This window comes from Pseudomonas sp. 18.1.10 (assembly GCF_024655625.1).
Lineage (GTDB): Bacteria > Pseudomonadota > Gammaproteobacteria > Pseudomonadales > Pseudomonadaceae > Aquipseudomonas.
In genome coordinates, this window is record NZ_JANLGL010000054.1 from 1 (window position 1) to 21,353 (window position 21,353).

The following is a 21,353-nucleotide window of genomic DNA, read 5'->3' on the forward strand; positions in this document are numbered from 1 at the left end:
TCACTAAATTTTTGACTGACCCACCGCATTCGCGAGCAAGCCCGCTCCCACATTTGGATCTATGTACTTCTGGCAGTAAGATGGCGGCCGCCCTGCCAATAATAAGCCCTGCCCATGCCCTTCGAACTCAGCGTTGACCTCACCACCCTCGCCATTCTCGCCGCCGTGGCCTTCGTCGCCGGCTTTATCGACGCCATTGCCGGCGGCGGCGGCTTGCTCACCACGCCCGCCCTGCTCACCGCCGGCATGCCACCGCACCTGGTCCTGGGCACCAACAAGCTCAGCTCCACCTTTGGTTCAGCCACTGCCAGCTTCACCTTCTACCGCCGCAAGCTGTTTCACCCGCGCCAGTGGGTGCACGCCATCGTCGGCACCTTTATCGGCGCACTGACCGGTGCGGTCGTCGCCCACTACCTGCCCGCCGAGACCCTGAACAAGATGCTCCCGGTGATCGTCTTTGGTTGCGGCCTGTATTTGCTGTTCGGCGGCACGCCCAAGGCGCCGCCGGCTGCGGACGCACCGATCAAGAAGAAATGGCAATCCACCCAGGGCTTCGGCCTGGGCTTCTACGATGGTGTGGCCGGCCCCGGCACGGGCGCGTTCTGGACCGTCAGCACGATGCTGATGTACCCGGTGGACCTGGTGAAGGCCAGCGGCGTTGCGCGCAGCATGAACTTCGTCAGCAACGCGGCAGCACTGTCGGTGTTTATCTTCAACGGCACGGTGGACTGGATCGTCGGCCTGACCATGGGCGTGTGCGTGATGGGCGGCGCGTTCTTTGGCGCACGCAGCGCGATCAGCGGCGGCGCCAAGTTCATTCGCCCGGTGTTTATCACCGTGGTGCTGGGGCTGACCGTACGCCTAGCCTGGCAGCACTGGTTCAGCGTGGCCTAAGCGCCGCGCCAGGTAGAGGTCGATCAGGTAGCGCGCAATCGAACGTGACGCCGGCAACGGCGGCAGGTCGTGGATGTTGAACCACTGCGCGTCTTCGATCTCGTCGGCCTGGGGCACGATGTCGCCACCGGCGTATTCGGCATGAAAGCCGAGCATCATCGAATGGGGAAACGGCCAGCATTGGCTGCCCATGTACTGGATATTCTTGACCTCCACCTGCACTTCCTCGCGCACTTCGCGCACCAGGCAATCTTCGGCCGACTCCCCCGGCTCGGCAAACCCCGCCAGCGTGCTGTACACCCCTGTGACAAACCGCGGCGACCGCGCCAGCAGGATCTCGTCGCCACGGGTCACCAGCACAATCATGCTCGGCGAGATCCGTGGGTAGCTGCGCAGGTCGCAGGCCTGGCAAAACATCGCCCGTTCCCGTGGCACCTGGACCATGGCCTGGCCACAACTCCCACAAAACCGGTGCTCCCGCGCCCAGGTGCCGATCTGCGCGGCGTAGCCCAACACTTTGTATAACGTGTGATCGCCTTGCAGCATAAAGGCGCGCAGGCCCTGCCAACTGCAACCCGCCACGTCCACCGGCGCGTTCAGCTCCAGCAGGTACACCGGCTCGCCGTCGAGGTGGCCGATGCCGTGTTCGGCAAACACCGAGAGGTCCTGGCGCTTGAGCCATTCGCGGGGGAACAGCGGGCCATTGCTGTCATGCAAAAAGCCCTCGCGGCTGCGGGCGACGGCCCAGCCGCCGGGGGTGTCGTTGTCCAGCAGTGTGGTGGTAATCCAGCCTGGGGTCATGTCGGTCAATCCACGAATTCGGGTTTCTGCTTGCTCATATGGGCCGCGATGGCCACGCGCAGGTCGTTGGATTGCAACATAGCCGCGTTCCAGGTGGCAACGTATTCCAGACCATCATTGACTGTATGGTCACGCATGTAGCCGATCATGGCTTTGGTGCCGGTCACGGCAATCGGCGACTTGGCGGCGATTTCATGGGCGATCTCCAGCACACCGGCCAGCAGACTCTCTTGATCCGGGTAGACCCGGTTGACCAGGCCAATGCTGCGCGCTTCCTCGGCGCCGAATGGGCGGCCGGTGTAGGCCAGTTCCCGCAGCATGCCGTCGCCGACGATGCGCGGCAGGCGTTGCAGGGTGCCGACGTCGGCCGCCATGCCGATGTCGATCTCCTTGATCGAGAACTGCGCGCCCTCGGCGGCGTAGCGCATATCGCACGCGGCGATCAGGTCGATGGCCCCGCCGATGCAATAGCCCTGGATCGCCGCCAGCACCGGCTTGCGGCAGTTGTCGACGGCGTTGAACGACGCTTGCAGCTCAAGGATCTTGCGCCGCAGCAGGCGCGCATTGCGGCCGACGTCCTTGCCGAATTCGTTGGCCACCGAGGCCAGCATCATCAGGTCGATGCCCGAGGAAAAATGCTTGCCGGCGCCACTCAGCACCACCGCGCGCACGGCGTCGGTGTCTTCGATCCACTGGAAGATCTCGATGATCTCGGTCCAGAACACCGCGTTCATCGCGTTGATCTTTTCCGGGCGATTGATCTGCACATGGGCAACGTTGCCGGTGAGTTCGACGACGAAAGCTTGGTATTCGGACATGGCAGTGATCCCTGACTGGCGAGTGATAAGGCCCGAACTATAACAAGGGTGCGCCACGGCGCATCGGCTAAAAGCGGGACTGGGAAAACGCTGGATAAAACCCGGCGCACACGCCATCCTTCGCGCTTTAAGCCGCCCCATCAGCGGCGCTCGACGTTTAAAGGATATGCCCATGCACGCCCAACCCCTCTCCCCGGCCGAATTCGAATGTGTCGAAGACACCCTGCAACAGTACGGCGACGACCATTCGGTGCTGAACCTCGCTGAACTGGACGGCTACTTCACCGCCCTGGTGTCGAGCCCGGCCCAGGTGGACGTAGCCGAGTGGTTCCCGGCGATCTGGGGCGGGCAGAACCCGGAGTGGGAGAACATGGATGAGGCGCAAACCTTCTTGGAACTGTGCGTGCGCCACATCAATACCCTGGCAGGCCAACTGGCCACTGATGCAGCAGGTTTCAAGGCGCGCTTCGACGAAACCGAACACCAGGGCCACAGCGTGACCCTCGCCGAGGAATGGTGCTTTGGTTATATCCGTGGCGCGGCCATTGGCAACTGGCCTGCACTGCCGGCAGCACAGGCCGGCGAACTGGAGAAAATCTCCTGGTGCGCCGAGCAGGACAATTTCGAGTTGCCGGCCGACCTCGATGTAGCGGCGCACCAACAGCGCGTCAGCCAGATCGAACCGGCCGCGCGTGCCCTGCACGATTACTGGCTGAGCCAGCGCTAAACCTCGACAAGTACTGCTGGTTTGGCCGATTATTCGGGTCCGCCCGTCGGCCACTCCGTCCCACCTTGCCTTGCATCAGGAGCCTTGTACCTTGAGTTCGCAGAAAACCGTGACCGTTACACCGCCCAATTCCCCCCTCAATGGCAAGGTCGCGCCCCCCGGCTCCAAATCCATTACCAACCGCGCCCTGTTGCTGGCCGCCCTGGCCAAGGGCACCAGCCGCCTGAGCGGCGCGTTGAAGAGCGATGACACCCGCCATATGTCGGTGGCCCTGCGCCAGATGGGCGTGACCATCGACGAACCGGATGACACCACCTTTGTGGTCACCGGTTCCGGCAAGCTGCAACTGCCGGCGCAACCGCTGTTCCTCGGCAACGCCGGCACCGCCATGCGTTTTCTCACCGCCGCCGTCGCCACCGTCGAAGGCACCGTGGTGCTGACCGGCGACGACTATATGCAGAAGCGCCCGATTGGCCCGCTGCTGGCGACCCTGCGCGAGAACGGCATCCAGGTCGACAGCCCGACCGGTTGCCCGCCGGTGACCGTGCACGGCGTGGGCAAGGTCCAGGCCAAGCGCTTCGAGATCGACGGCGGTTTGTCCAGCCAGTACGTGTCGGCCCTGCTGATGCTTGCGGCCTGCGGCGAAGCGCCGATTGAAGTGGCCCTGACCGGCAAGGACATCGGCGCCCGTGGCTACGTGGACCTGACCCTGGACTGCATGCGCGCCTTCGGTGCCCAGGTCGACACCGTCGACGACACCACCTGGCGCGTCGCCCCGACCGGCTACACCGCCCACGACTACCTGATCGAGCCAGACGCGTCCGCCGCCACCTACCTGTGGGCGGCCGAAGTGCTGACCGCTGGCCGTATCGACATCGGCGTGGCCGCGCAGGACTTCACCCAGCCGGACGCCAAGGCCCAGGCCGTGATTGCCCAGTTCCCAGACATGCAGGCCACGGTGGTTGGCTCGCAGATGCAGGACGCCATTCCGACCCTGGCGGTGCTGGCCGCGTTCAACAACACCCCGGTGCGGTTCACCGAGCTGGCCAACCTGCGGGTCAAGGAATGTGATCGCGTGCAGGCGCTGCACGACGGCTTGAATGAAATCCGCCCGGGCCTGGCCACCATCGAAGGCGACGACCTGCTGGTCGCCAGCGACCCGGCGCTGGCGGGCACGTCGTGCAATGCCCTGATCGACACCCACGCCGACCACCGCATCGCCATGTGCTTTGCCCTGGCCGGCTTGAAAGTGGCGGGCATCCGCATTCAGGACCCGGACTGCGTGGCCAAGACCTATCCTGAGTACTGGAAGGCCCTGGGCAGTCTTGGGGTTCAACTCAGCTACTGAGCCGGCAACGCATGGAGTGGGGGGGCCAAGCACATGACTATTCGCCAACCCTGCCCACCCGGCGCTTGCGACTGCGACCGCGAGCAACTGCTGCAAACCCCTGGCGCCGACGCGCGCATCCTCAGCCTTACACGTCAGGAAGAGAAGAAGCTGATCGCGCGCCTCGAAGACCTCAAGAGCCTGCAAGACCTGGAGCGCATGCAACAGCTGATGTACCAGCAATTGGGCATCCGCGTGCAGGTCGCGCCGGGGCACACCGAGGTCAAGAGCATGCGCGGCATCCAGATCGACATCGAGCCGTTTCCAGGCCTGTGCCGCAAGACCCGCCAGGCGATTCCAGCAGCGATTCGCCGGGGCATGGAAAAACGCCCGGAAATTGCCTACCGCCTGCTCGACGCCCACGACCTGTTTCGCGAAGGCTGAATCAGCCCGCAACTGCCTCCTGTTGAAACAACCCCAGCCCCAGCGCGTGCGCTGTGCGCAGGTGCGCCTGGGCGGTGCCGCTTTCCGACTCCAGCAACAGCTCGGAAGTGAGCACCTTGGCCCCGCAGTAATCAAAGATGCCGTGGTCGATCTGCGTACGCATGGCCGTGGCATAACCGTGGCGATCAAAGGCGCTTTCATCCGCCGCCCCCACGGCCAGCAAGTGCACGTTCAAGTGCCGCAGCTTTTTCACCACCGGCCTGTTCGGGCCGTAATCAATCGCCCAGCCGTTGACGAATACACGGTCGACCCAGCCTTTGAGCAGGCCCGGCAGCGACCACCAGTAGATCGGAAACGCCAGCACCAGCGCATCGGCGCGGTCGATACGTGCTTGCTCGGCCAGTACATCCGCCGGCGGCGTGGCAAGGCCGCGATGCACGCGCTGGTCCGCGGCGCCGTAGCGTGGGTCGAAACCTTCGGCGGCGAGGTCGGCGATCTCAAAGCTGTGGCCGGCAGCGGTCAGCCCGGCAGCGGCTTGCAAGGCGATGCTGTGGGTCAGGGATTGCGGGTCGTGATGAGCAACTACGATCAAGGCGTGCATGACATTGACTCCGTTTCGGTTTAGGCTGGGCTTAAGTTACCTTTGGTAAGTTACTTTTGGTATATAAGCATGTCAAGCCATGAATCCCCTGCCCCACGTCGCCGCCTGTCGCGCGAAGATCGCCTGCGCCAACTGTTGGACGTGGCCTGGCAACTGGTCCGCGATGAAGGCACCGACGCCCTGACCCTGGGGCGCCTGGCGGAACTGGCGGGCGTCACCAAGCCGGTGGTCTACGATCACTTCGTCACCCGAGCGGGGTTGCTGGCGGCGCTGTATGCCGATTTTGACGGGCGCCAGAACCAGGTGTTTGCCGAGGCTATACAGGCCAGCAATGCGACGCTCGAGGACCGGGCGTGGGTGATTGCCGCGTCCTATGTCGATTGCGTGTTGTTGCAGGGACGGGAAATCCCCGGGGTGATTGCGGCGTTGAGCAGCTCGCCGGAACTGGAAACCCTCAAGCGCCAGTACGAGGCGATCTTCCTCGACAAATGCAGCGCCGCGCTGTCACCGTTTGCGCCCGGCGGCAGTGTGTCCCGGGCTGGTTTGCGGGCGATGCTTGGGGCGGCGGAAGCTTTGTCCCAGGCGGCGGCCAGTGGTGAGCTGAGTCGGGAGGAGGCGCAGCAGGAATTGCTTGGGATGATTCTGGGGATGGTGGGTAGGCAGTGACGGCCTCATCGCAGGCAAGCCAGCTCCCACATTTTGACCGTGTGAACCCGATCAAGTGTGGGAGCTGGCTTGCCTGCGATAGCAATGGGGCAGACACCACGTCTGCCACAGAAAATTGAATCTCAGCCCCGTCCCTGCACAAACAACTGCACCTTGCGCGCGAGTTGATCCAGGTGCCGGTCGCGCTGCTTCTCGGCGTCCACCATCGCGCGCTTGCCGTGCTTTTGCAGCAGGTAGGTGTGAATCTGCCGCACTTCCAGCGAGCTGTAGATCGCCGCCACATCGAGCACACCCATCAGGCCGTCGGTGCCGTAGCTGCGGGTATTCATCACCACCTGGGTGTCCCGCGCACCACGTACCTGAAAGCCCATGGCCTCGAAGGCCGGGACTTTCTCCACGGCACAGCTCAATTCAGCGTGCGGATAACGCTCCAGCACATCGCCCATCAGCGTGCGCGCCACGCCCTGGCGGCGGAAACCGGCTTGCACCGCCATGAACGCGATACCACAGGCCTCGGGGTCATCTTTCACCGGCAGGCACAGCACGAAGCCAATGACCTGTTCCGGGTCCTGCGCGGCGGTGGCGACAAGCAACTCGACCGCAATCCCCTTCGCCCCATTCAAGGCCTCCAGGTACAGATGCACCTCAAAGCCGATGGCGTATTGGTAGATGTTGTAGAGCAGGTTGCTCGGCGGTAGGGCCACGCTGCTGATGTCGGTGAGGTTGTCCACCACCATCTGCAGGATCTGGCCATTGATGGGCTCGGGGCACGGCGTGGTGTAACGGGTAAGGCTGAACATGCACATTCCTGGGGTTTCGCGTCAAGGCTGCGGCGATTGTACCTGTTGCGGCCCACAGACCTCACGCAAACATCCACGCAGCCAGCGATGGCCCAGGTCGGCATCCAGGCGCGGGTGCCAGAGCATCGCCACGGTAAAGGTCGGCAACGCCAAGGGCAGCGCGAAGCGGTGCAGGCCTTCGCGTTGCTGGGCGGTGTAGCGTTCGGGCACGCTGGCGATCAAGTCGGTGGCACGGGCCAGGGCGATGGCGGTGGCGAACCCGGTGACAATCGTGCCGATCTGACGGCTGAGGCCCTGGGCTTCCAGCGCAACGTCGATCTGCCCACGGTCGTGCCCGCGCCGGGACACGTAGACGTGCTGGCCCTCGGCATAGCGCTGCACGCTGATGTCACCCTGGCTCAGGGGATGGCCGCTGCGCACCACGCCGATCAAGCGGTCGCGAAACAGTGCCTGGGTCAGCAGTTCGGGGCTGGCATTGGCGTCGACCACCCCGGTTTCCAGGTCAACGCTGCCGTCGCGTAGCCAGGCACTGTCCTTGTCGGTCTTGTTGACGAAGCGCAGGCGCACGCCAGGCGCGTCTTCAGCAATGCGCGCGAGCAACGCCGGGGCGAAGCTTTCGACGAACTCTTCGCTGGTGCGCAGGGTAAAGGTGCGCTCGACCCGTGCCATGTCCAGGGTTTGCGCGGGGCGCAGCACGGCTTGGGCGTCCAACACCAGGCGGCTGACGTGTTCGCGCAGGGCCAAGGCCCGTGGCGTCGGCACCAGGCCTCGGCCGGCACGCACCAGCAACGGGTCGCCAGTGGTTTCGCGCAAGCGCGCCAGGGCACGGCTCATGGCCGAGGGGCTCAGGCGCAAACGCTTGGCCGCACCGGCGACGCTGCCTTCGGCGAGCAGGGCATCCAGGGTCATCAGCAGGTTCAGATCGGGCATCGGCGCTCCTTATCAGGCGTCAGGTGCAGGTATTGACTGCAAGTCGTGCGTCTTCCGCCATGTTAGGCCACGCCGTAGAGTTGTGACAGTAGCGATCACTCAAGGAATGCCTGATGCACAGTTCCACACGCGGCGCCCTTTTCAGCCTGTCGTTGTCCATGTTGCTGGCCTCCCTCGGCACCAGCATTGCCAATGTCGGCCTGCCCAGCCTGGTGCTGGCCTTTGATGCGTCGTTTCAGGCGGTGCAGTGGGTGGTGCTCGCCTATTTGCTGGCGATCACCGCCGTGATTGTCAACGCGGGCCGCCTGGGCGATCGCCTGGGGCGCCGCCGGTTGTTGCTCGCCGGCTTATTACTGTTCGCCCTGGCCTGCGGGCTGTGCGCCATGGCGCCGTCGCTGTACTGGCTGATCGCAGCGCGGGTGCTGCAGGGGCTGGGGGCGGCGATCATGATGGCGATGACCCTGGGGATGGTCGGCGACACGGTCAGCAAGGAACGCACCGGCCGCGTGATGGGCTTGCTCGGCACGCTGTCGGCCGTCGGCACCGCCATGGGGCCCAGCGTGGGTGGTGTGTTGCTGAGCCTGTGGAGTTGGCGCGCGCTGTTCCTGCTCGGCGCGCCGCTGGGGCTGCTGGCGGCCGCCCTCGCCTACCGCTATCTGCCCGACGAGCCCGGCGCACGGGCGGCAGCGCCGTTCTGGTCGGCACTGGCAAGCCCGGGGTTACGCAACGGCCTGGGGATGAGCGCACTGGTGTCGGCGGTGATGATGGCGACGTTTGTAGTCGGCCCGTTCTACTTGTCCCGTGGCCTGGGGCTCGCACCGGCATGGATGGGCCTGGTGATGGCGCTCGGGCCTTGTGTCGCCGCCCTCACCGGCGTGCCCGCCGGCCAGCTCACCGACCGCTTCGGCAGCCCGCGCATGATCGCTCTCGGGCTGGCCATCATGGCCGTGGGCGCGTTGTCACTGGCGCTGGCCGGCGGGTTGTGGGCCTACCTTGGCGCGATGGTCTTGCTGACGTCGGGCTACAGTCTGTTCCAGGCCGCCAACAACACCGCAGTGATGCGTGATGTCGAAGGCTCGCGGCGGGGCACGGTGTCAGGCTTGTTGAACCTGTCGCGCAATGTCGGCCTGATTTTCGGCACCTCGGCCCTCGGTGCGGTATTCGCCTGGGCCACGCCGGATATCCTCCGCGCCACCCCGCAATCCGTGGCTTTTGGCCTGCATACCACCTTCGCGGTGGCGGTGGGCCTGATCCTGTTGGCCGGCGCACTGCGACACAAAGCATTGACAAGATAAAATCGCAGCGACTATTGTCTGACAACCTGATTACCAAGGTTGTCCCATGCTTGAGCTCCAGCGCCCCGACTCGCTTGTCGTGCGGGTTGTCAGTGCGATCCGCGCAGAAATCGATTCCGGCCAATTGCCGCCGGAGTCGCGCATGCCCACCGAACAGCAACTGGCCGAACAACTCAACGTCAGCCGTTCCGTGGTGCGCGAAGCCATTGCCCAGCTCAAGGCCGATGGCGTGATTACCGCACGCCGGGGCCTGGGCTCGTTTATTTCGCAGACGCCTGCGGGCACGGTGTTCCGTTTCCCCCAGGCCAACGGCCGCAGCCCGGACCTGGCGCAGATGTTTGAAGTGCGCCTGTGGATCGAAACCCAAGCCGCCTCGATTGCCGCCCAGCGCCGCGATGAAGCCGACCTGCAGCGCATGAAAACCGCCCTGCAAGCCATGCAGGACCACCGCGACAACTTCGAAGCCGCCGCCCTCGCCGACGTGGAATTCCACCGCGCCATCGCGGATGCCAGCAAGAATGACTACTTCGTCGCGTTCCATGATTTCCTCAGAAGCCAACTGGCCAGCGCCCGCAAAACCGCCTGGGAAAACTCGGCGTCACGCTTTGCCACCGGCTCCGCCGATGCGACCCAGGAACACCAGGCGCTCTACCAGGCCATCGCCGACGGCGACGCCCCACTTGCTGCCGCCAGTGCCGAGGCGCACTTGCGCGCAGCGGCGCGGCGCCTGAGCCTGGAGCTGCCAGCCACCCGTTGACCCTTTAAGTAGCGTGTCCTCGACACGCCATTTTTTTAACAAAAACATTAGTCTGACAACCTGATAAGCAGACCGAAATGTGCAACTTTAGGTACCCCACGCAATGATTCACGACTTTTGCATTATCGGCGGCGGCATCGTCGGCCTGGCCACCGCGATGGAGCTGCTCAAGCGCCAACCGGGCGCCTCGCTGGTGATCCTGGAAAAAGAGGCGGTGCTGGCCAAGCACCAGACCGGCCACAACAGCGGCGTGATCCACGCCGGCATCTACTACGCACCGGGCAGCCTCAAGGCCGACCTGTGCAAGCGCGGCGCCGAGCAGACCAAGCAGTTCTGCACGGAGCACGGGATCAAGTTCGAGGTGTGCGGCAAGTTGCTGGTGGCTTCCAGCCCCCTGGAAATGCAGCGTATGGAAGCCCTCTACGCACGCTCCCAGCTCAACGGCATGAACGTAGAGCGCCTCGACGCCGACCAGTTGCGTCAACGTGAGCCGAACATCGTCGGCCTCGGCGGCTTGTTCCTCGACGCCACCGGTATCGTCGATTACCGCCAGGTCTGCGAAACCATGGCCCAGGTGATCCGCCGCAGCGGTGGCGAGATCTGCCTGGAGCGCACCGTCACCGCGATCCACGAAGACACCGACAAAGTCACCATCAACACCCGTGGCGAAACCTGGCAGGCCCGCCACCTGGTGGTCTGCGCCGGCTTGCAGTCGGACCGCCTGGCGACCCTTGCCGGTATTCCCATCGACCACCAGATCATCCCGTTTCGCGGCGAATACTTCCGCCTGCCGGCGGCGAAAAACAACATCGTCAACCACCTGATCTACCCGATTCCCGACCCGGAGCTGCCGTTTCTGGGCGTGCACCTCACGCGCATGATCGACGGCAGCGTCACCGTCGGCCCGAACGCCGTGCTGGGCCTGGGCCGCGAGAACTACCGCAAGTTCTCGGTGAACTGGCGCGACGTGGCGCAGTACGCGAGCTTCCCAGGCTTCTGGAAAACCATCTGGCAGAACCTCGGCTCCGGCACCACCGAGATGAAGAACTCGCTGTTCAAGTCCGGCTACCTTGAACAGTGCCGCAAGTATTGCCCATCGCTCACGATTGAAGACCTGCTGCCCTATGAAGCGGGCATCCGCGCCCAGGCGGTGATGCGCGACGGCAGCCTGGTGCACGATTTCCTGTTCGCCCAGACCCCACGAATGCTGCATGTGTGCAACGCGCCCTCGCCGGCCGCCACCTCAGCCATGCCCATCGGCGCGATGATCGCCGACCGCCTGTTCCAGCCCGAGTAACACCCTGCAATACGCGTCCATTTGACAATAACTATAAAGACCCAGAAGGAAGTCCAGCATGTCGGCACCTGCCTCCATTCCGTCCACCGAAACCCCTGAACAAACCCGCAAGCGCCTGCGCAAAGTCGCCGCCGCAACCATCTTTGGCTCGATGCTGGAGTGGTACGACTTTTACCTCTACGCCACCATGGCGGCCATTGTGTTCTCGAAGATCTTCTTTGATAACAGCGACCCGAAAACCGCCACCCTGATGGCCTTTTCCACCTTTGCCATCGGCTTTATCGCCCGCCCGTTCGGCGGCATCCTGTTCGGCTACCTCGGCGACAAGTTCGGCCGCAAGCAAGTGCTGGTGCTGACCTTCTGCCTGATGGGCGTGTGCACCACGCTGATCGGCCTGATCCCCAGCTACGCCTCGATTGGCATCTGGGCGCCGATCCTGCTGGTGTTTATCCGCATCATCCAGGGCCTGGGCGCGGGCGCCGAGCTGTCGGGGGCGGCGGTGACGTCCTACGAGCACGCGTCGGAAGGCAAGCGCGGCAGTCAAGGCGCATGGCCAGCACTGGGCCTGAACCTGGGTCTGTTGCTGTCGTCACTTACCGTGTACGTGCTGACCATCAACGGCAACGAATTCCTGCTGGCCGGTGGCTGGCGCATCCCGTTCGTGTGCAGCATCGTGCTGGTGGGCGTGGGCCTGTGGGTGCGCAACAGCATCCCGGAAACCCCGCAGTTCAACGAGCTGAGCAAAGAAGCCGCCAAGGCCAAGGCCTCGCCGCTGAAAACCCTGTTCAAGAATGATATGAAAGGCCTGGCCGTGGTGTTCTTCGTGGCCATTGGCTACAACGCCCTGAGCTACATCTTCAAGACCTTCTCCCTGGCGTACCTGACCCAGTTCAAAGGCGTGGATGTGCACGTCACCTCGCTGTCGGTGACCATCGCCAGCCTGATCGCCATCGTCGCCGTGCCCTGCTTCGGCTGGCTGTGCGACAAGTGGAGCAGCAAAACCGTGCTGATGCTCGGCGGCGTGTGCTCGCTGCTGTTCGCCTACCCGTTCCTGGCCCTACTCAACACCGGCGAAAGCCTGATGATCTACATCGCCATCGGCGTCGGCACGGGCATCCTCGCGCCGATGATGTTTGCGCCCCAAGGCTCGTTCCTGAGCCGGCAGTTCCCGACCCAGACCCGCTCCTCCGGCTTTGGTACCGGGCGTGAAATCGGCACGGCCATCGCCGGCGGCCTGGCGCCGTTGGGCGCACTGTCGATGGTCGCGGCCTCGGCCACCCACTCCACCGATGGCGTGGTCATCATCCTGGGGATTTCGGCCCTGCTGGTGGTGGTGTTTGCCCTGTGCGACCAGGGCCGCAAACACTCGGCCTTCAAGAACTGAAGGAAAAAGATCAGACCAACGGGTGCATGGACGCACCTACATCGCGCATCATGGGCACTTTACAAGCTCAAGGGTAATGTCCATGCGCGTGCTGTCATTGATGATGGGTCTGACGACGCTGGCCGCCACTACGGTGTTCTGCGCCAGCGCGATGGCGAATGAAGAAAGTCAGTTGGTACAACAGATCAACCAATACCGCAGCCAGCTACAGCGCTGCGGCGACCAGGGTTCCCAGGAACTGCCACCGCTGACCAGCGACACACGGCTGGTGCTGCCGGCCAATAACGTCGGCGACCTGCAACAGGCGCTGGCGCGGGCGGCGTATCCGATGGTCAACGTGCAGGCCATCAGCCTGTCCGGGCCCAAGGATGCTGCAGCAGCCATGAAGGCCGTGCGCGAAAGCTTCTGCCGCGTGGTGCTGGACCCGCAATTTGTCGATATCGGCGTGAGCAACAGCGGCCAGGACTGGCGCATCGTGCTCGCCCGCCCGCTGCTGTCCAGCGGCCTGGGCGACTGGCAGACCGAAGGCAAGCAACTGCTCAACCTGGTCAACGCCGCCCGCGAACAAGCGCGCCAATGTGGCACCCAGGCGTTCAGCGCCACCACGCCGTTGAGCTGGAACGACGACCTGGCCGGCGCCGCCAACAGCCACACGCGCAACATGGCCAACGGCAATTTCTTCGATCACCTGGATCACGATGGACGCACCCCCGGCGACCGTGCGGAACTGGCCGGGTATATCGCAAAAAACATCGGCGAAAACATCGCCGCCGGCCTCGACACCCCGCGCAAGGTGGTGGACGGCTGGCTCGCCAGCCCCGGGCATTGCGCCAACCTGATGAACCCGCAGTTTCGCGAACTGGGCGCGGCGTACGCCATGGACCCGAAGAGTGATGCAGGCATCTACTGGACGGGTTTATTCGGCAGCCAGTAACCTATTCAAATGGATAGAGCATCAAAATGCCATCTCCGCGATAATTGCGTTGAACTGCCACCGGCCATTCCGGTCTGTAGCGTGTCGGCCTGACCCTCCAGGCGATTAACCAGACGGCGGCGAACAAGGTGCTCTTGCAATGATGAATTGGCTGCAAAGCAGCAGCGACATGGCCGAGCAGGTGCGCCTGCATGATTGGGCCAGTACGCCGCTGGGCCCGCTGGAACAGTGGCCGGATGTGCTCAAGACCACCGTCGCGCTGTGCTTTGCGTCAAGCTTCCCCCAGGCCATCGTTTGGGGGCCGGCCCTGACCATGCTTTACAACGATGCGTTTATCCCGATCCTCGGCGACAAGCCCTACGCATTGGGCCGCCCGTTCAGCGAGGTATGGAGCGAAGTCTGGGATGACGTGAGCCCCATCGCCAGGGCTGCGTTTGAAGGGCATGCGACCTATATCGAGAACTACCCGCTGCTGATCGAACGCGGCGCCGGTACCGAGCAGGCCTACTTCACCTTTTGCTACAGCCCGATCCGCGACCCCCACGGCAGCGTGGTCGGCATGCTCGACACCGTCACCGAAACCACCGCCACGGTGTTTCTTGCGCGGCGCCTGGCGATGCTGGACGCCATCGGCAATGCCGTGGCCAATGCCACCGATGCCGAAGCCATCATGACCAGCACCACCCGCCTGCTGGCGCAGCACCTGCAGGTGTCAAATTGTGCGTACGCGGACATGGACGCCGATGAAGACGGCTTCACCATTCGCGGCAACTGGGCTGCACCGGGCTCGCCGAGCATCGTCGGGCGTTACAGCCTGGCGTCGTTCGGCGCCTTGGCGGTGCAGCGCCTGCGTGCCGGCGAGCCCCTGGTGATCCGCGACAATCGCATCGAGTTCCCACCCGACGAGTCCGCCAGCTACCAGGCCCTCGGGGCCACGGCGACGGTGTGTTTTCCGCTGATTAAGGAAGGCCGGTTGACCGCCCTGATGGCCGCGCACCACAAATCGGCGCGGGTCTGGTCGCCCTACGACCTGGCACTGCTGGGCGAAGTCACCGAACGTTCCTGGGCGCATATCGAGCGCGTGCGCGCCGACGCCGCCGTGCGCGAAGGGCTGGCGGCCTTTACCGAATTGAACGCGACCCTGGAGCAGCGGGTAGAGGAACGCACCACCGCCCTCACCCAGGCCGAAGCCGCGCTGCATCAATCGCAAAAGCTCGAAGCCATCGGCCAATTGACCGGCGGCGTGGCCCACGACTTCAACAACCTGCTGACCATCATTCGCTCTTCGGTGGACTTCCTGCGCCAGCCAGGGTTGTCCGAAGAACGCCGGCAACGCTACCTGGGCGCCGTCTCCGACACCGTCGAACGCGCCAGCAAGCTCACCAGCCAACTGCTCGCCTTCGCCCGCCGCCAGCCGTTGAACCCGGAAGTCTTCGACGTGTGCCAGCGCGTGAGCAACATCGGCGAGATGCTTGAAAGCCTCACCGGTGCACGCATCCACGTAGCGGTCGAGCTACCGGCGCAGCCGTGCCATGTGCGGGTCGATTCCAGCCAGTTTGAAACGGCGCTGATTAACATTGCCCTCAACGCCCGCGATGCCATGGACGGCCAAGGCACCCTGACCCTGCGGGTGGCCCATGTGTCGACGCTGCCGCGCATTCGTGGCGACGCCGCAGTCCAGCAGTCGTTCGTCGCGGTGTCGCTGAGCGATACGGGCGTAGGCATCCCCAGGGACACCTTCGAGCGCATCTTCGAGCCCTTCTTCACCACCAAGGCCGTGGGCAAAGGCACCGGGCTGGGCTTGTCGCAAGTGTTCGGGTTCGCCAAGCAATCGGGTGGCAACGTCGATGTCAGCAGCACGCTGGGCCAGGGCACGCGGTTCACCCTGTACTTGCCCGCCGTCGCCGCGCAGGTGGCACAGCCCGGCCCGTCGGCTGAACCCGGCGCGCGCCTCGACACCGCGCAGCGGCATATCCTGATCGTCGAAGACAACCTGGAAGTCGGGCGTTTTGCCAACCAGATCCTGCAGGATCTCGGCTACCGCACCACTTGGGCCACCCATGCCGAACAGGCGCTCGCGCTGGCGGGCCCGGACGCCATGACCTTTGACGGTATCTTCTCGGATGTGGTGATGCCCGGCATGACCGGCGTGGCCATGGCCAAACTGCTGCGCCAACGCCGACCGGACCTGCCGGTGGTGCTCACCTCGGGCTACAGCGAAGAGCTGGCCGACAGCGGCTATGACGGTTTTGAGTTCCTCGCCAAGCCCTACTCCGCCGACCAGGTGGCACGGGCGCTGGCCAAATCCATGCAACGCGACTGACCGCCTACTCGGCCACGGCGACCTGGTTGCGACCCTGGGCCTTGGCGCGGTACAGCGCCTTGTCGGCGGTATTCATCAGGCTGTGCAGGTCTTGGTCAAGGCTGCGGATCGACGCCACGCCGAGGCTGGCGCTCAAGCCATGCACCGGCTCGGCCGCCAGCCCGGAAATCGCGCGGATCAACTGTTCAGCGATGTTGCGCGCCGTTTCCAGGGAGGTATTCGGCAGCAGCACAGCAAACTCTTCGCCACCCAGCCGGCCGTACACGTCCGTCTGACGGAACGAAGCGCTAATCACCCCGCCGATTTGACGCAACACCTGATCGCCAGCCTGATGGCCATAGGTGTCGTTGATTTCCTTGAAATGGTCCATGTCCAGCATCAGCGCACACAGTGGCTGGCTGTTGTGTCGGCATTGTGCGTACAACAAGTGGGCATGTTCGAAGAACGCGCGGCGATTCATCAGGCCGGTGAGTTCATCGGTCTGTGCCGCGCGCGTGGAAATATTGTGGGCACGTTCCATTTGCCGGGTCAGGCGAAAGGCTTTTTCCAGGGCATCCGACAGTTTGCGCGTGGCGCTGACCACAAACGTCGAAAACACCAGCACCGCCACGGCCACGCCGACTTGCATGGACGACGGCTGGAACAGCAGCCACACCGTGCACGGCAACAACACCAGGGCCATGGACATCAGCGTCATGTAGCGATACGCCGAATAACACGACACCGCACTGACCGACATACCCACGGTGAACAACATCACCAGCACCTGGGACACCCGGTCGTCGGTGGGCATCACGGCCAACGCGCCCGCGCCCCAGATGCCCGCAGACAACATCAGGGTCAGCCAGTAGCGACGTTCCCAGCGGTCCGGTGTACGTTCGGCATGGGGGCAACGGAACCAGCCCATGAACAGGTGAATGCGCAGCAACGACGACGCCCCCAACGCCACCAGCCAGATCAGGATGACCTGGTGGGAAAACCGGTCCCAACACAGCCAGCAGAGCATGGCCGCGCCGAGGAAACTGCCAAAAATGGCGGCAAATGATTGTCGAAACAGCTGGTGCAAACGATCGGTTCGCACCTGCTCTTCTATAACGCAATCCTGGTCCTGCCCACGCTCAAGGCCATTCATGAAATCCGCCTGCTTCGACTGCCACGACAAAGGCGCCATTGTGGCACCCTGCCAGTAACCTGAACAACTGAATCCAGCCAGTTAGAGCCGTTGTTTGGCGCCCGACACATGAAACATGCATCCACATCCAATCTTTTAGTGCCGCCGTCGCACCGTAATCAAAAAACTTGCGCCTCTCCCCTGACAGTTGCATCTATCCAACGCGGCTCCATTGGGTCGCTCCACACCGAAGTAGGTGGAGTATTGCCGTCACTGATCAGAATTAGCCGACCTTCCTGGCTCCATTCCTGCATCCGCGCCTTGAACTGGGCTGGGTAATCCGAGGCGCGACAGGTGATACCGGCCCAGGGATCGACGATCCAGGCGTCAGCCCACTCGGGCTCGGCAAAACCTTTGCTCTTGGGATGGCCTGGAGGGCCACCGACGATACCAAACGTATGCCCTTTAACTTGGGCTATGCGCGCGTGGCCACCACTGGCGTTGATGGTATCAACGGCAACCTTGGCCATCTGGTCGCAGTTCCCCGCCCCGGTCTTGAGGACGATTTCGGAATAGTTCGGCGCGCCCGTCCGAGTGTAAAGCCAACTCACTGTCTCGGATGCGACATTGCCGCGAACGGCCTCTCCGGGTTGCCCCGGCACTTGTTGGTTGGCAGACCTTATACCAGTGGCCTGAAACTGATCATCAACCGCCTTCCTTCCCCCTTCGGCATAGAGCCGGTTTTGGTCTGCCGGCGGTAGCTGGCCAAAACCCGAAGGTTTACCAATGGGCTCGAGTTGAATCGGTTTTGCGGCCACCACGACCTTGCCTGGTTTACTTCCGGACGCATAAACACTCATCAGGACTTCGCGCTTCTTCTCGGGAGTGAGGCCGTTCAACACCTGGGCAAGATGGTCCATTTCCATAGCCGACATGGGCTCATCCGCCACGATTTTCTTGACCAGAGCGTCCATGGTGGGCAGCACGACCAACTGATTGTTCGGGCTATTTTGCGCAGCAAACCCGTAAAAGTCCCTGAATTGATCGTGGGTCTCGATAAAATGCCGGCTGACCGGATCATTCCGGGACAAGCGGTAAAAGTCGAGCTGGGCTGCGCCGTTGAGTTCCGCGTAGTAATGAACACCGGTATCACCCTCCACTACGACGTATTGGCGGCCGTTGTAGTCGATTTTCTGGCCTCTTACCATTCGCTGGTCATGACTCAGGTCGCTGATCGCATCCATCTTCACCACAACTGTTTCGTTGTTCAGCGAGCGCGACACGCCGAAATCATCGAAGCCAAAATCCGGTTCGTTGACCACCGAGCCAGTGGTCTGGCTTTTGTAGGTCACTGCCTCCTTCCTCGCAATCGGCAGCAGTTCCTGCTGACCCGCTTCATTGACGCGATACAAACGTCGTTCATGTACGACGGTGCGTGGCCTGTTAGTCGATCCGGTGCCGGGAAACAGGCGCCGGTGCTCAAGTGCCTGGGCATCCTGAAAAATGAAGGTCCCACCTGGCTGGATCTCTTTGGTGTAGCACAGGTCATTGAAGCCGCGCTTGAACCTGCGCCCCCCAGCGCCACAGGTCATCGAAAACCCTTCCAGGGGCCCTGCATGATTAGGGCCGCCGAGTTTGGTCAGGCTCTCCGGCTGGCGAGGGTCAAAGCGGAAGACATCGTCACCGACCACAACGTCTGTGTGATTTTGCCGGTTCAGCACCCGCACCTCATCCCTGGAGATACCCTCGGGTACCCTTACGGTGCCTCCTTCAGGCAGGGTTCTGGTGGTCACCGGTAGTTTCGGGGTGACATCATAGCGGCCTTTGCCCGGCAGTTTGAGCGGCGATATGCGCCTGAACTGTGCAATGCCCGCCTGTATCCGATCAATGTCCCCGGCCTGGAACTTCAGCCCTTTCCCCCCCTTGATATTGAAGCCCGGCATCACTGGGTCCAGTGGGTTCAGATTGCTTGCCACTGAGACACCGAACTGCTTGACCAAGGGCACGAACCTTGGCAACAACGCGCGAATACTGATCTTGCCGAGGTTGGACAATACCCGCACAGAACCGGCGGCGAGCTTGCCCGCCGGCCCGACGAACGTGAATAGCCCGTCGACGACCAGGCTGATAATGCCCTGCTTGGTATTACCGTTGACAAGGTCCTCGATGCCCCCCCAGAAAGGTATAAAAAACTGAGCCACGCCTTTGATGCGATCCCAGAACGCCTCGTCATTTTTTTGCGCCGAACTTTCCCTGTCAGGGTCCGCACTTGCCCACTCCTTGAGTTTGTTTTCATCAACGTAGAACAACTCTCGGGTAACGGTTTTGGCAAGGGCTGCCGAGCGCTCAGAACTCAACGTCCGGGGTACCGAGGCACTGTCCGTGCGGCCAATGGCCGGAAAATGTTCGAGCTGCTGCGGAACGACTATCGTAAAACTCTTGGGGCGCGGGCCTTTTCCAGCCATGAACGCAGCCCACTGTTTCTTGAATTCGGCCCTCCCCGTGCGACTGTTGCGAACAACCAGCGCTTCAGATGCGAAGCCATCAGCGGTGTGTTCGACTGAAATAAAATCGTTGCCGAAACTCTTGTCAGCCGGGTCATAGGCCTCCAGGACCGGCTTCAAATCATCGCGCCGCCGGGCGATGCCCTTGATCGGGTTGATTTCGTAGTAGTTCGTTTGCCCTTCATGCTCCGCCTTGATGACAAACCCCGGTCGCGTCCTCGCCGCTTTTTTCTCGTCGTCGGTCTCTTTGGTTGAGTCTGGCTTGACCCTAAGGGCGTAGAGGGTGACGGTACCGTGTTCAATTGCCACGCGATCCTGTGTCGGCAACTGGGATAACTGGTTGCGCAGCACTTTGTCATAACCCGCCTTGGCCTTATCCAAGTAGTCTTCAAACGCAGACTTGAAGGCGTCGTCATCGTAGACCGGATACTCATAGGTGACATCGGAGGGCCTGATCTTTTCGCCGTTAAGGTGCCGGTACAGAGCAAAAAACGGGCTTATCAGCGACAACAACTCAGTGCGTGAAGTGCCCTTTTCCATGCGTTCAAAATAGTTTTTCCGCATGGGTACATCGACGGCAAGTTGCGCTGTCGCCTCGACGACACCTTTGACATGCTCGTCAAATGCAGACACGGCGCTGGTAACCTCTGCCTGCGAATATTCGTCCTTCTTTGCAATTACGCCCTGCATCACCGCCCATTCCAGCATTGCCGGAATACGCGTGGCCGCAATCAGCGCCCACTGGTCGTTTGTTGTCGCCTGTTCGCCAAGCTTGCCCGGCAGATCGACCAGCTCTTGAAAGCTCATGCTTCGCGACGAGCCTGGTTCAATCGCGTCCGCCAACGCGACACCGTGCTTGAAGTTCACCCACGCCGCAGTGCCCTGATAGTGCAAATCCTCCGGGATGTCCCGCACGGCAAAATCCGCCGGGAACTGTGGGCTGAACAGGTACGCGGCCAGGTTCGCATCGGAGGGGGAGATTTTGTTTGCGACGACCAAGTGCTGCCTGAACTGCGCAGCAATCTCTGGATAATGCTTGTTTCCATGCTCGCTCGACGCCAGGTTGAACCCAGCAACATGTCCGGGCTTGCGCGCTTGCACAGGTTCCAGGCTCAGGACAATCGCCTTGATCAACAGCTGCACTTTAACGGCAGTGGAGATAAGCCCATCGACTGGAAAGTCACTGCCGCCAAGTTTCTTCATCAATTGATGAACCAGTTCTTCTGCCTTGGGTGATTTCCAAATCAACTCCAGCAGCGTGGCCGGTGAGCGTTGGGCTTTTTCGAGCGCGGGTGCGGAGAGCCCCTCGGTCAAATAACTCAAAAATGGCTTCTGGTGCTTGGCTTGCACCTCATTGACCAGTGCCAATATGGCTTCGTCATTGCTCTCCTGCAGCAGCCCATCTTGCTTGCTTGACTCGTCCCCCATCCCCAGGGAAATTTCGCTGCGTGTATTTTCCAGGGTCTCAATTGCTGCTTGAACTTGAGCCTGAGTGTTAGGGTTCGACGGCACAATGCCATAGAACTTGAGCATATTATCCAAGCGGTTGGTGCCTGGCTGAGTCGAGCCATTGGGCGGAATGAGCGGCGAATCCTTGTTGAGGAACAAGCTCTTCTTCCGGGCATCCGGGGGCTCTGTCTGCGACTGAAGCTCGCGTAACGCACTTAACATTTCATCAAGATCAAACAACTTGCCCCTCAACTCGGCAGCTGATGAGTCGGCGGCTGGAACGGGGGCGGC

General features: G+C 62.5%; 18 protein-coding genes. 11 read left to right on the forward strand and 7 right to left on the reverse strand.

Annotation, left to right across the window (positions count from 1 at the left end):
* Positions 1-114 precede the first annotated feature (114 nt).
* Positions 115-894, forward strand: coding sequence for a TSUP family transporter (locus NUV89_RS12035; protein ID WP_207046149.1), 780 nt, complete (start codon positions 115-117; stop codon positions 892-894).
* On the opposite strand, the gene nudC is transcribed toward NUV89_RS12035, so the two are convergent.
* Both nudC and NUV89_RS12045 read right to left on the reverse strand, forming a co-directional pair.
* A complete protein-coding gene (gene nudC, locus NUV89_RS12040) occupies positions 862-1,695 on the reverse strand; it encodes an NAD(+) diphosphatase (RefSeq protein ID WP_257781480.1) in 834 nt (277 codons plus the stop codon). The genes NUV89_RS12035 and nudC overlap by 33 nt on opposite strands.
* Before the next feature lie 5 nt (positions 1,696-1,700).
* Complete coding sequence (locus NUV89_RS12045; RefSeq protein WP_257781481.1) at positions 1,701-2,513, reverse strand: crotonase/enoyl-CoA hydratase family protein; 813 nt, start codon at positions 2,511-2,513, stop codon at positions 1,701-1,703.
* A 172-nt stretch (positions 2,514-2,685) separates the two neighbouring features.
* Here NUV89_RS12045 and NUV89_RS12050 point away from each other — a divergent pair, with 172 nt between their 5' ends.
* The 3 genes from NUV89_RS12050 to NUV89_RS12060 all read left to right on the forward strand — a co-directional run bounded on the left by NUV89_RS12050 (position 2,686) and on the right by NUV89_RS12060 (position 5,011).
* Complete coding sequence (locus tag NUV89_RS12050) at positions 2,686-3,240, forward strand: UPF0149 family protein (protein WP_257781482.1); 555 nt, start codon at positions 2,686-2,688, stop codon at positions 3,238-3,240.
* Between the two features lie 91 nt (positions 3,241-3,331).
* Positions 3,332-4,588: a 3-phosphoshikimate 1-carboxyvinyltransferase gene (locus tag NUV89_RS12055; RefSeq protein ID WP_257781483.1), complete on the forward strand. Its 1,257-nt coding sequence runs from the start codon at positions 3,332-3,334 to the stop codon at positions 4,586-4,588.
* Between the two features lie 33 nt (positions 4,589-4,621).
* Entirely contained in the window at positions 4,622-5,011 is a 390-nt protein-coding gene (locus NUV89_RS12060; protein ID WP_257781484.1) for a hypothetical protein, read from the forward strand.
* Position 5,012: 1 nt separating this feature from the next.
* Here NUV89_RS12060 and NUV89_RS12065 read toward each other — a convergent pair whose 3' ends face one another.
* On the reverse strand, positions 5,013-5,612 hold the full coding sequence (locus NUV89_RS12065) for an NAD(P)H-dependent oxidoreductase (protein ID WP_257781485.1): 600 nt from the start codon (positions 5,610-5,612) through the stop codon (positions 5,013-5,015).
* A 69-nt stretch (positions 5,613-5,681) separates the two neighbouring features.
* Between NUV89_RS12065 and NUV89_RS12070 the strand changes: the two genes are divergently transcribed.
* Positions 5,682-6,278 carry a TetR/AcrR family transcriptional regulator gene (locus tag NUV89_RS12070; protein ID WP_257781486.1) on the forward strand — a complete coding sequence of 199 codons (597 nt, stop codon included), beginning with the start codon at positions 5,682-5,684 and terminating at the stop codon, positions 6,276-6,278.
* Between the two features lie 122 nt (positions 6,279-6,400).
* Here NUV89_RS12070 and NUV89_RS12075 read toward each other — a convergent pair whose 3' ends face one another.
* Entirely contained in the window at positions 6,401-7,078 is a 678-nt protein-coding gene (locus NUV89_RS12075) for a GNAT family N-acetyltransferase (RefSeq protein WP_257781487.1), read from the reverse strand.
* 21 nt (positions 7,079-7,099) lie between these two features.
* Positions 7,100-8,008, reverse strand: coding sequence for a LysR family transcriptional regulator (locus tag NUV89_RS12080; RefSeq protein WP_257781488.1), 909 nt, complete (start codon positions 8,006-8,008; stop codon positions 7,100-7,102).
* A gap of 113 nt (positions 8,009-8,121) precedes the next feature.
* Here NUV89_RS12080 and NUV89_RS12085 point away from each other — a divergent pair, with 113 nt between their 5' ends.
* The 6 genes from NUV89_RS12085 to NUV89_RS12110 all read left to right on the forward strand — a co-directional run bounded on the left by NUV89_RS12085 (position 8,122) and on the right by NUV89_RS12110 (position 15,998).
* Positions 8,122-9,303 (forward strand): MFS transporter, encoded by a 1,182-nt coding sequence (locus NUV89_RS12085; protein WP_257781489.1) that lies wholly within the window; start codon positions 8,122-8,124, stop codon positions 9,301-9,303.
* 46 nt (positions 9,304-9,349) lie between these two features.
* Positions 9,350-10,060 (forward strand): FadR/GntR family transcriptional regulator, encoded by a 711-nt coding sequence (locus NUV89_RS12090; RefSeq protein WP_257781490.1) that lies wholly within the window; start codon positions 9,350-9,352, stop codon positions 10,058-10,060.
* A gap of 103 nt (positions 10,061-10,163) precedes the next feature.
* Positions 10,164-11,357, forward strand: a complete 1,194-nt coding sequence (gene lhgO, locus NUV89_RS12095; RefSeq protein ID WP_257781491.1) for an L-2-hydroxyglutarate oxidase — start codon at positions 10,164-10,166, stop codon at positions 11,355-11,357.
* 58 nt (positions 11,358-11,415) lie between these two features.
* Positions 11,416-12,741 carry an MFS transporter gene (locus NUV89_RS12100; protein ID WP_017734577.1) on the forward strand — a complete coding sequence of 442 codons (1,326 nt, stop codon included), beginning with the start codon at positions 11,416-11,418 and terminating at the stop codon, positions 12,739-12,741.
* An 82-nt stretch (positions 12,742-12,823) separates the two neighbouring features.
* Positions 12,824-13,675, forward strand: coding sequence for a CAP domain-containing protein (locus NUV89_RS12105; RefSeq protein WP_257781492.1), 852 nt, complete (start codon positions 12,824-12,826; stop codon positions 13,673-13,675).
* A gap of 139 nt (positions 13,676-13,814) precedes the next feature.
* Entirely contained in the window at positions 13,815-15,998 is a 2,184-nt protein-coding gene (locus NUV89_RS12110; RefSeq protein ID WP_257781493.1) for an ATP-binding protein, read from the forward strand.
* 4 nt (positions 15,999-16,002) lie between these two features.
* Here the strand turns inward: NUV89_RS12110 and NUV89_RS12115 are convergent, their stop codons facing one another.
* Both NUV89_RS12115 and NUV89_RS12120 read right to left on the reverse strand, forming a co-directional pair.
* Positions 16,003-17,169 (reverse strand): diguanylate cyclase, encoded by a 1,167-nt coding sequence (locus NUV89_RS12115; protein WP_257781494.1) that lies wholly within the window; start codon positions 17,167-17,169, stop codon positions 16,003-16,005.
* Between the two features lie 119 nt (positions 17,170-17,288).
* Positions 17,289-21,302, reverse strand: a complete 4,014-nt coding sequence (locus NUV89_RS12120) for a hypothetical protein (protein WP_257781495.1) — start codon at positions 21,300-21,302, stop codon at positions 17,289-17,291.
* Positions 21,303-21,353: the final 51 nt, after the last annotated feature.

Coding starts and splice junctions, on each gene's coding strand:
- NUV89_RS12085 (WP_257781489.1), top strand. CDS start 8,122: ATGCACAGTTCCACACGCGGCGCCCTTTTCAGCCTGTCGTTGTCCATG.
- NUV89_RS12065 (WP_257781485.1), bottom strand. CDS start 5,612: ATGCACGCCTTGATCGTAGTTGCTCATCACGACCCGCAATCCCTGACC.
- NUV89_RS12070 (WP_257781486.1), top strand. CDS start 5,682: ATGTCAAGCCATGAATCCCCTGCCCCACGTCGCCGCCTGTCGCGCGAA.
- NUV89_RS12100 (WP_017734577.1), top strand. CDS start 11,416: ATGTCGGCACCTGCCTCCATTCCGTCCACCGAAACCCCTGAACAAACC.
- NUV89_RS12080 (WP_257781488.1), bottom strand. CDS start 8,008: ATGCCCGATCTGAACCTGCTGATGACCCTGGATGCCCTGCTCGCCGAA.
- NUV89_RS12110 (WP_257781493.1), top strand. CDS start 13,815: ATGATGAATTGGCTGCAAAGCAGCAGCGACATGGCCGAGCAGGTGCGC.
- NUV89_RS12090 (WP_257781490.1), top strand. CDS start 9,350: ATGCTTGAGCTCCAGCGCCCCGACTCGCTTGTCGTGCGGGTTGTCAGT.
- NUV89_RS12035 (WP_207046149.1), top strand. CDS start 115: ATGCCCTTCGAACTCAGCGTTGACCTCACCACCCTCGCCATTCTCGCC.
- NUV89_RS12050 (WP_257781482.1), top strand. CDS start 2,686: ATGCACGCCCAACCCCTCTCCCCGGCCGAATTCGAATGTGTCGAAGAC.
- nudC (WP_257781480.1), bottom strand. CDS start 1,695: ATGACCCCAGGCTGGATTACCACCACACTGCTGGACAACGACACCCCC.
- lhgO (WP_257781491.1), top strand. CDS start 10,164: ATGATTCACGACTTTTGCATTATCGGCGGCGGCATCGTCGGCCTGGCC.
- NUV89_RS12060 (WP_257781484.1), top strand. CDS start 4,622: ATGACTATTCGCCAACCCTGCCCACCCGGCGCTTGCGACTGCGACCGC.
- NUV89_RS12045 (WP_257781481.1), bottom strand. CDS start 2,513: ATGTCCGAATACCAAGCTTTCGTCGTCGAACTCACCGGCAACGTTGCC.
- NUV89_RS12075 (WP_257781487.1), bottom strand. CDS start 7,078: ATGTTCAGCCTTACCCGTTACACCACGCCGTGCCCCGAGCCCATCAAT.
- NUV89_RS12115 (WP_257781494.1), bottom strand. CDS start 17,169: ATGGCGCCTTTGTCGTGGCAGTCGAAGCAGGCGGATTTCATGAATGGC.
- NUV89_RS12105 (WP_257781492.1), top strand. CDS start 12,824: ATGCGCGTGCTGTCATTGATGATGGGTCTGACGACGCTGGCCGCCACT.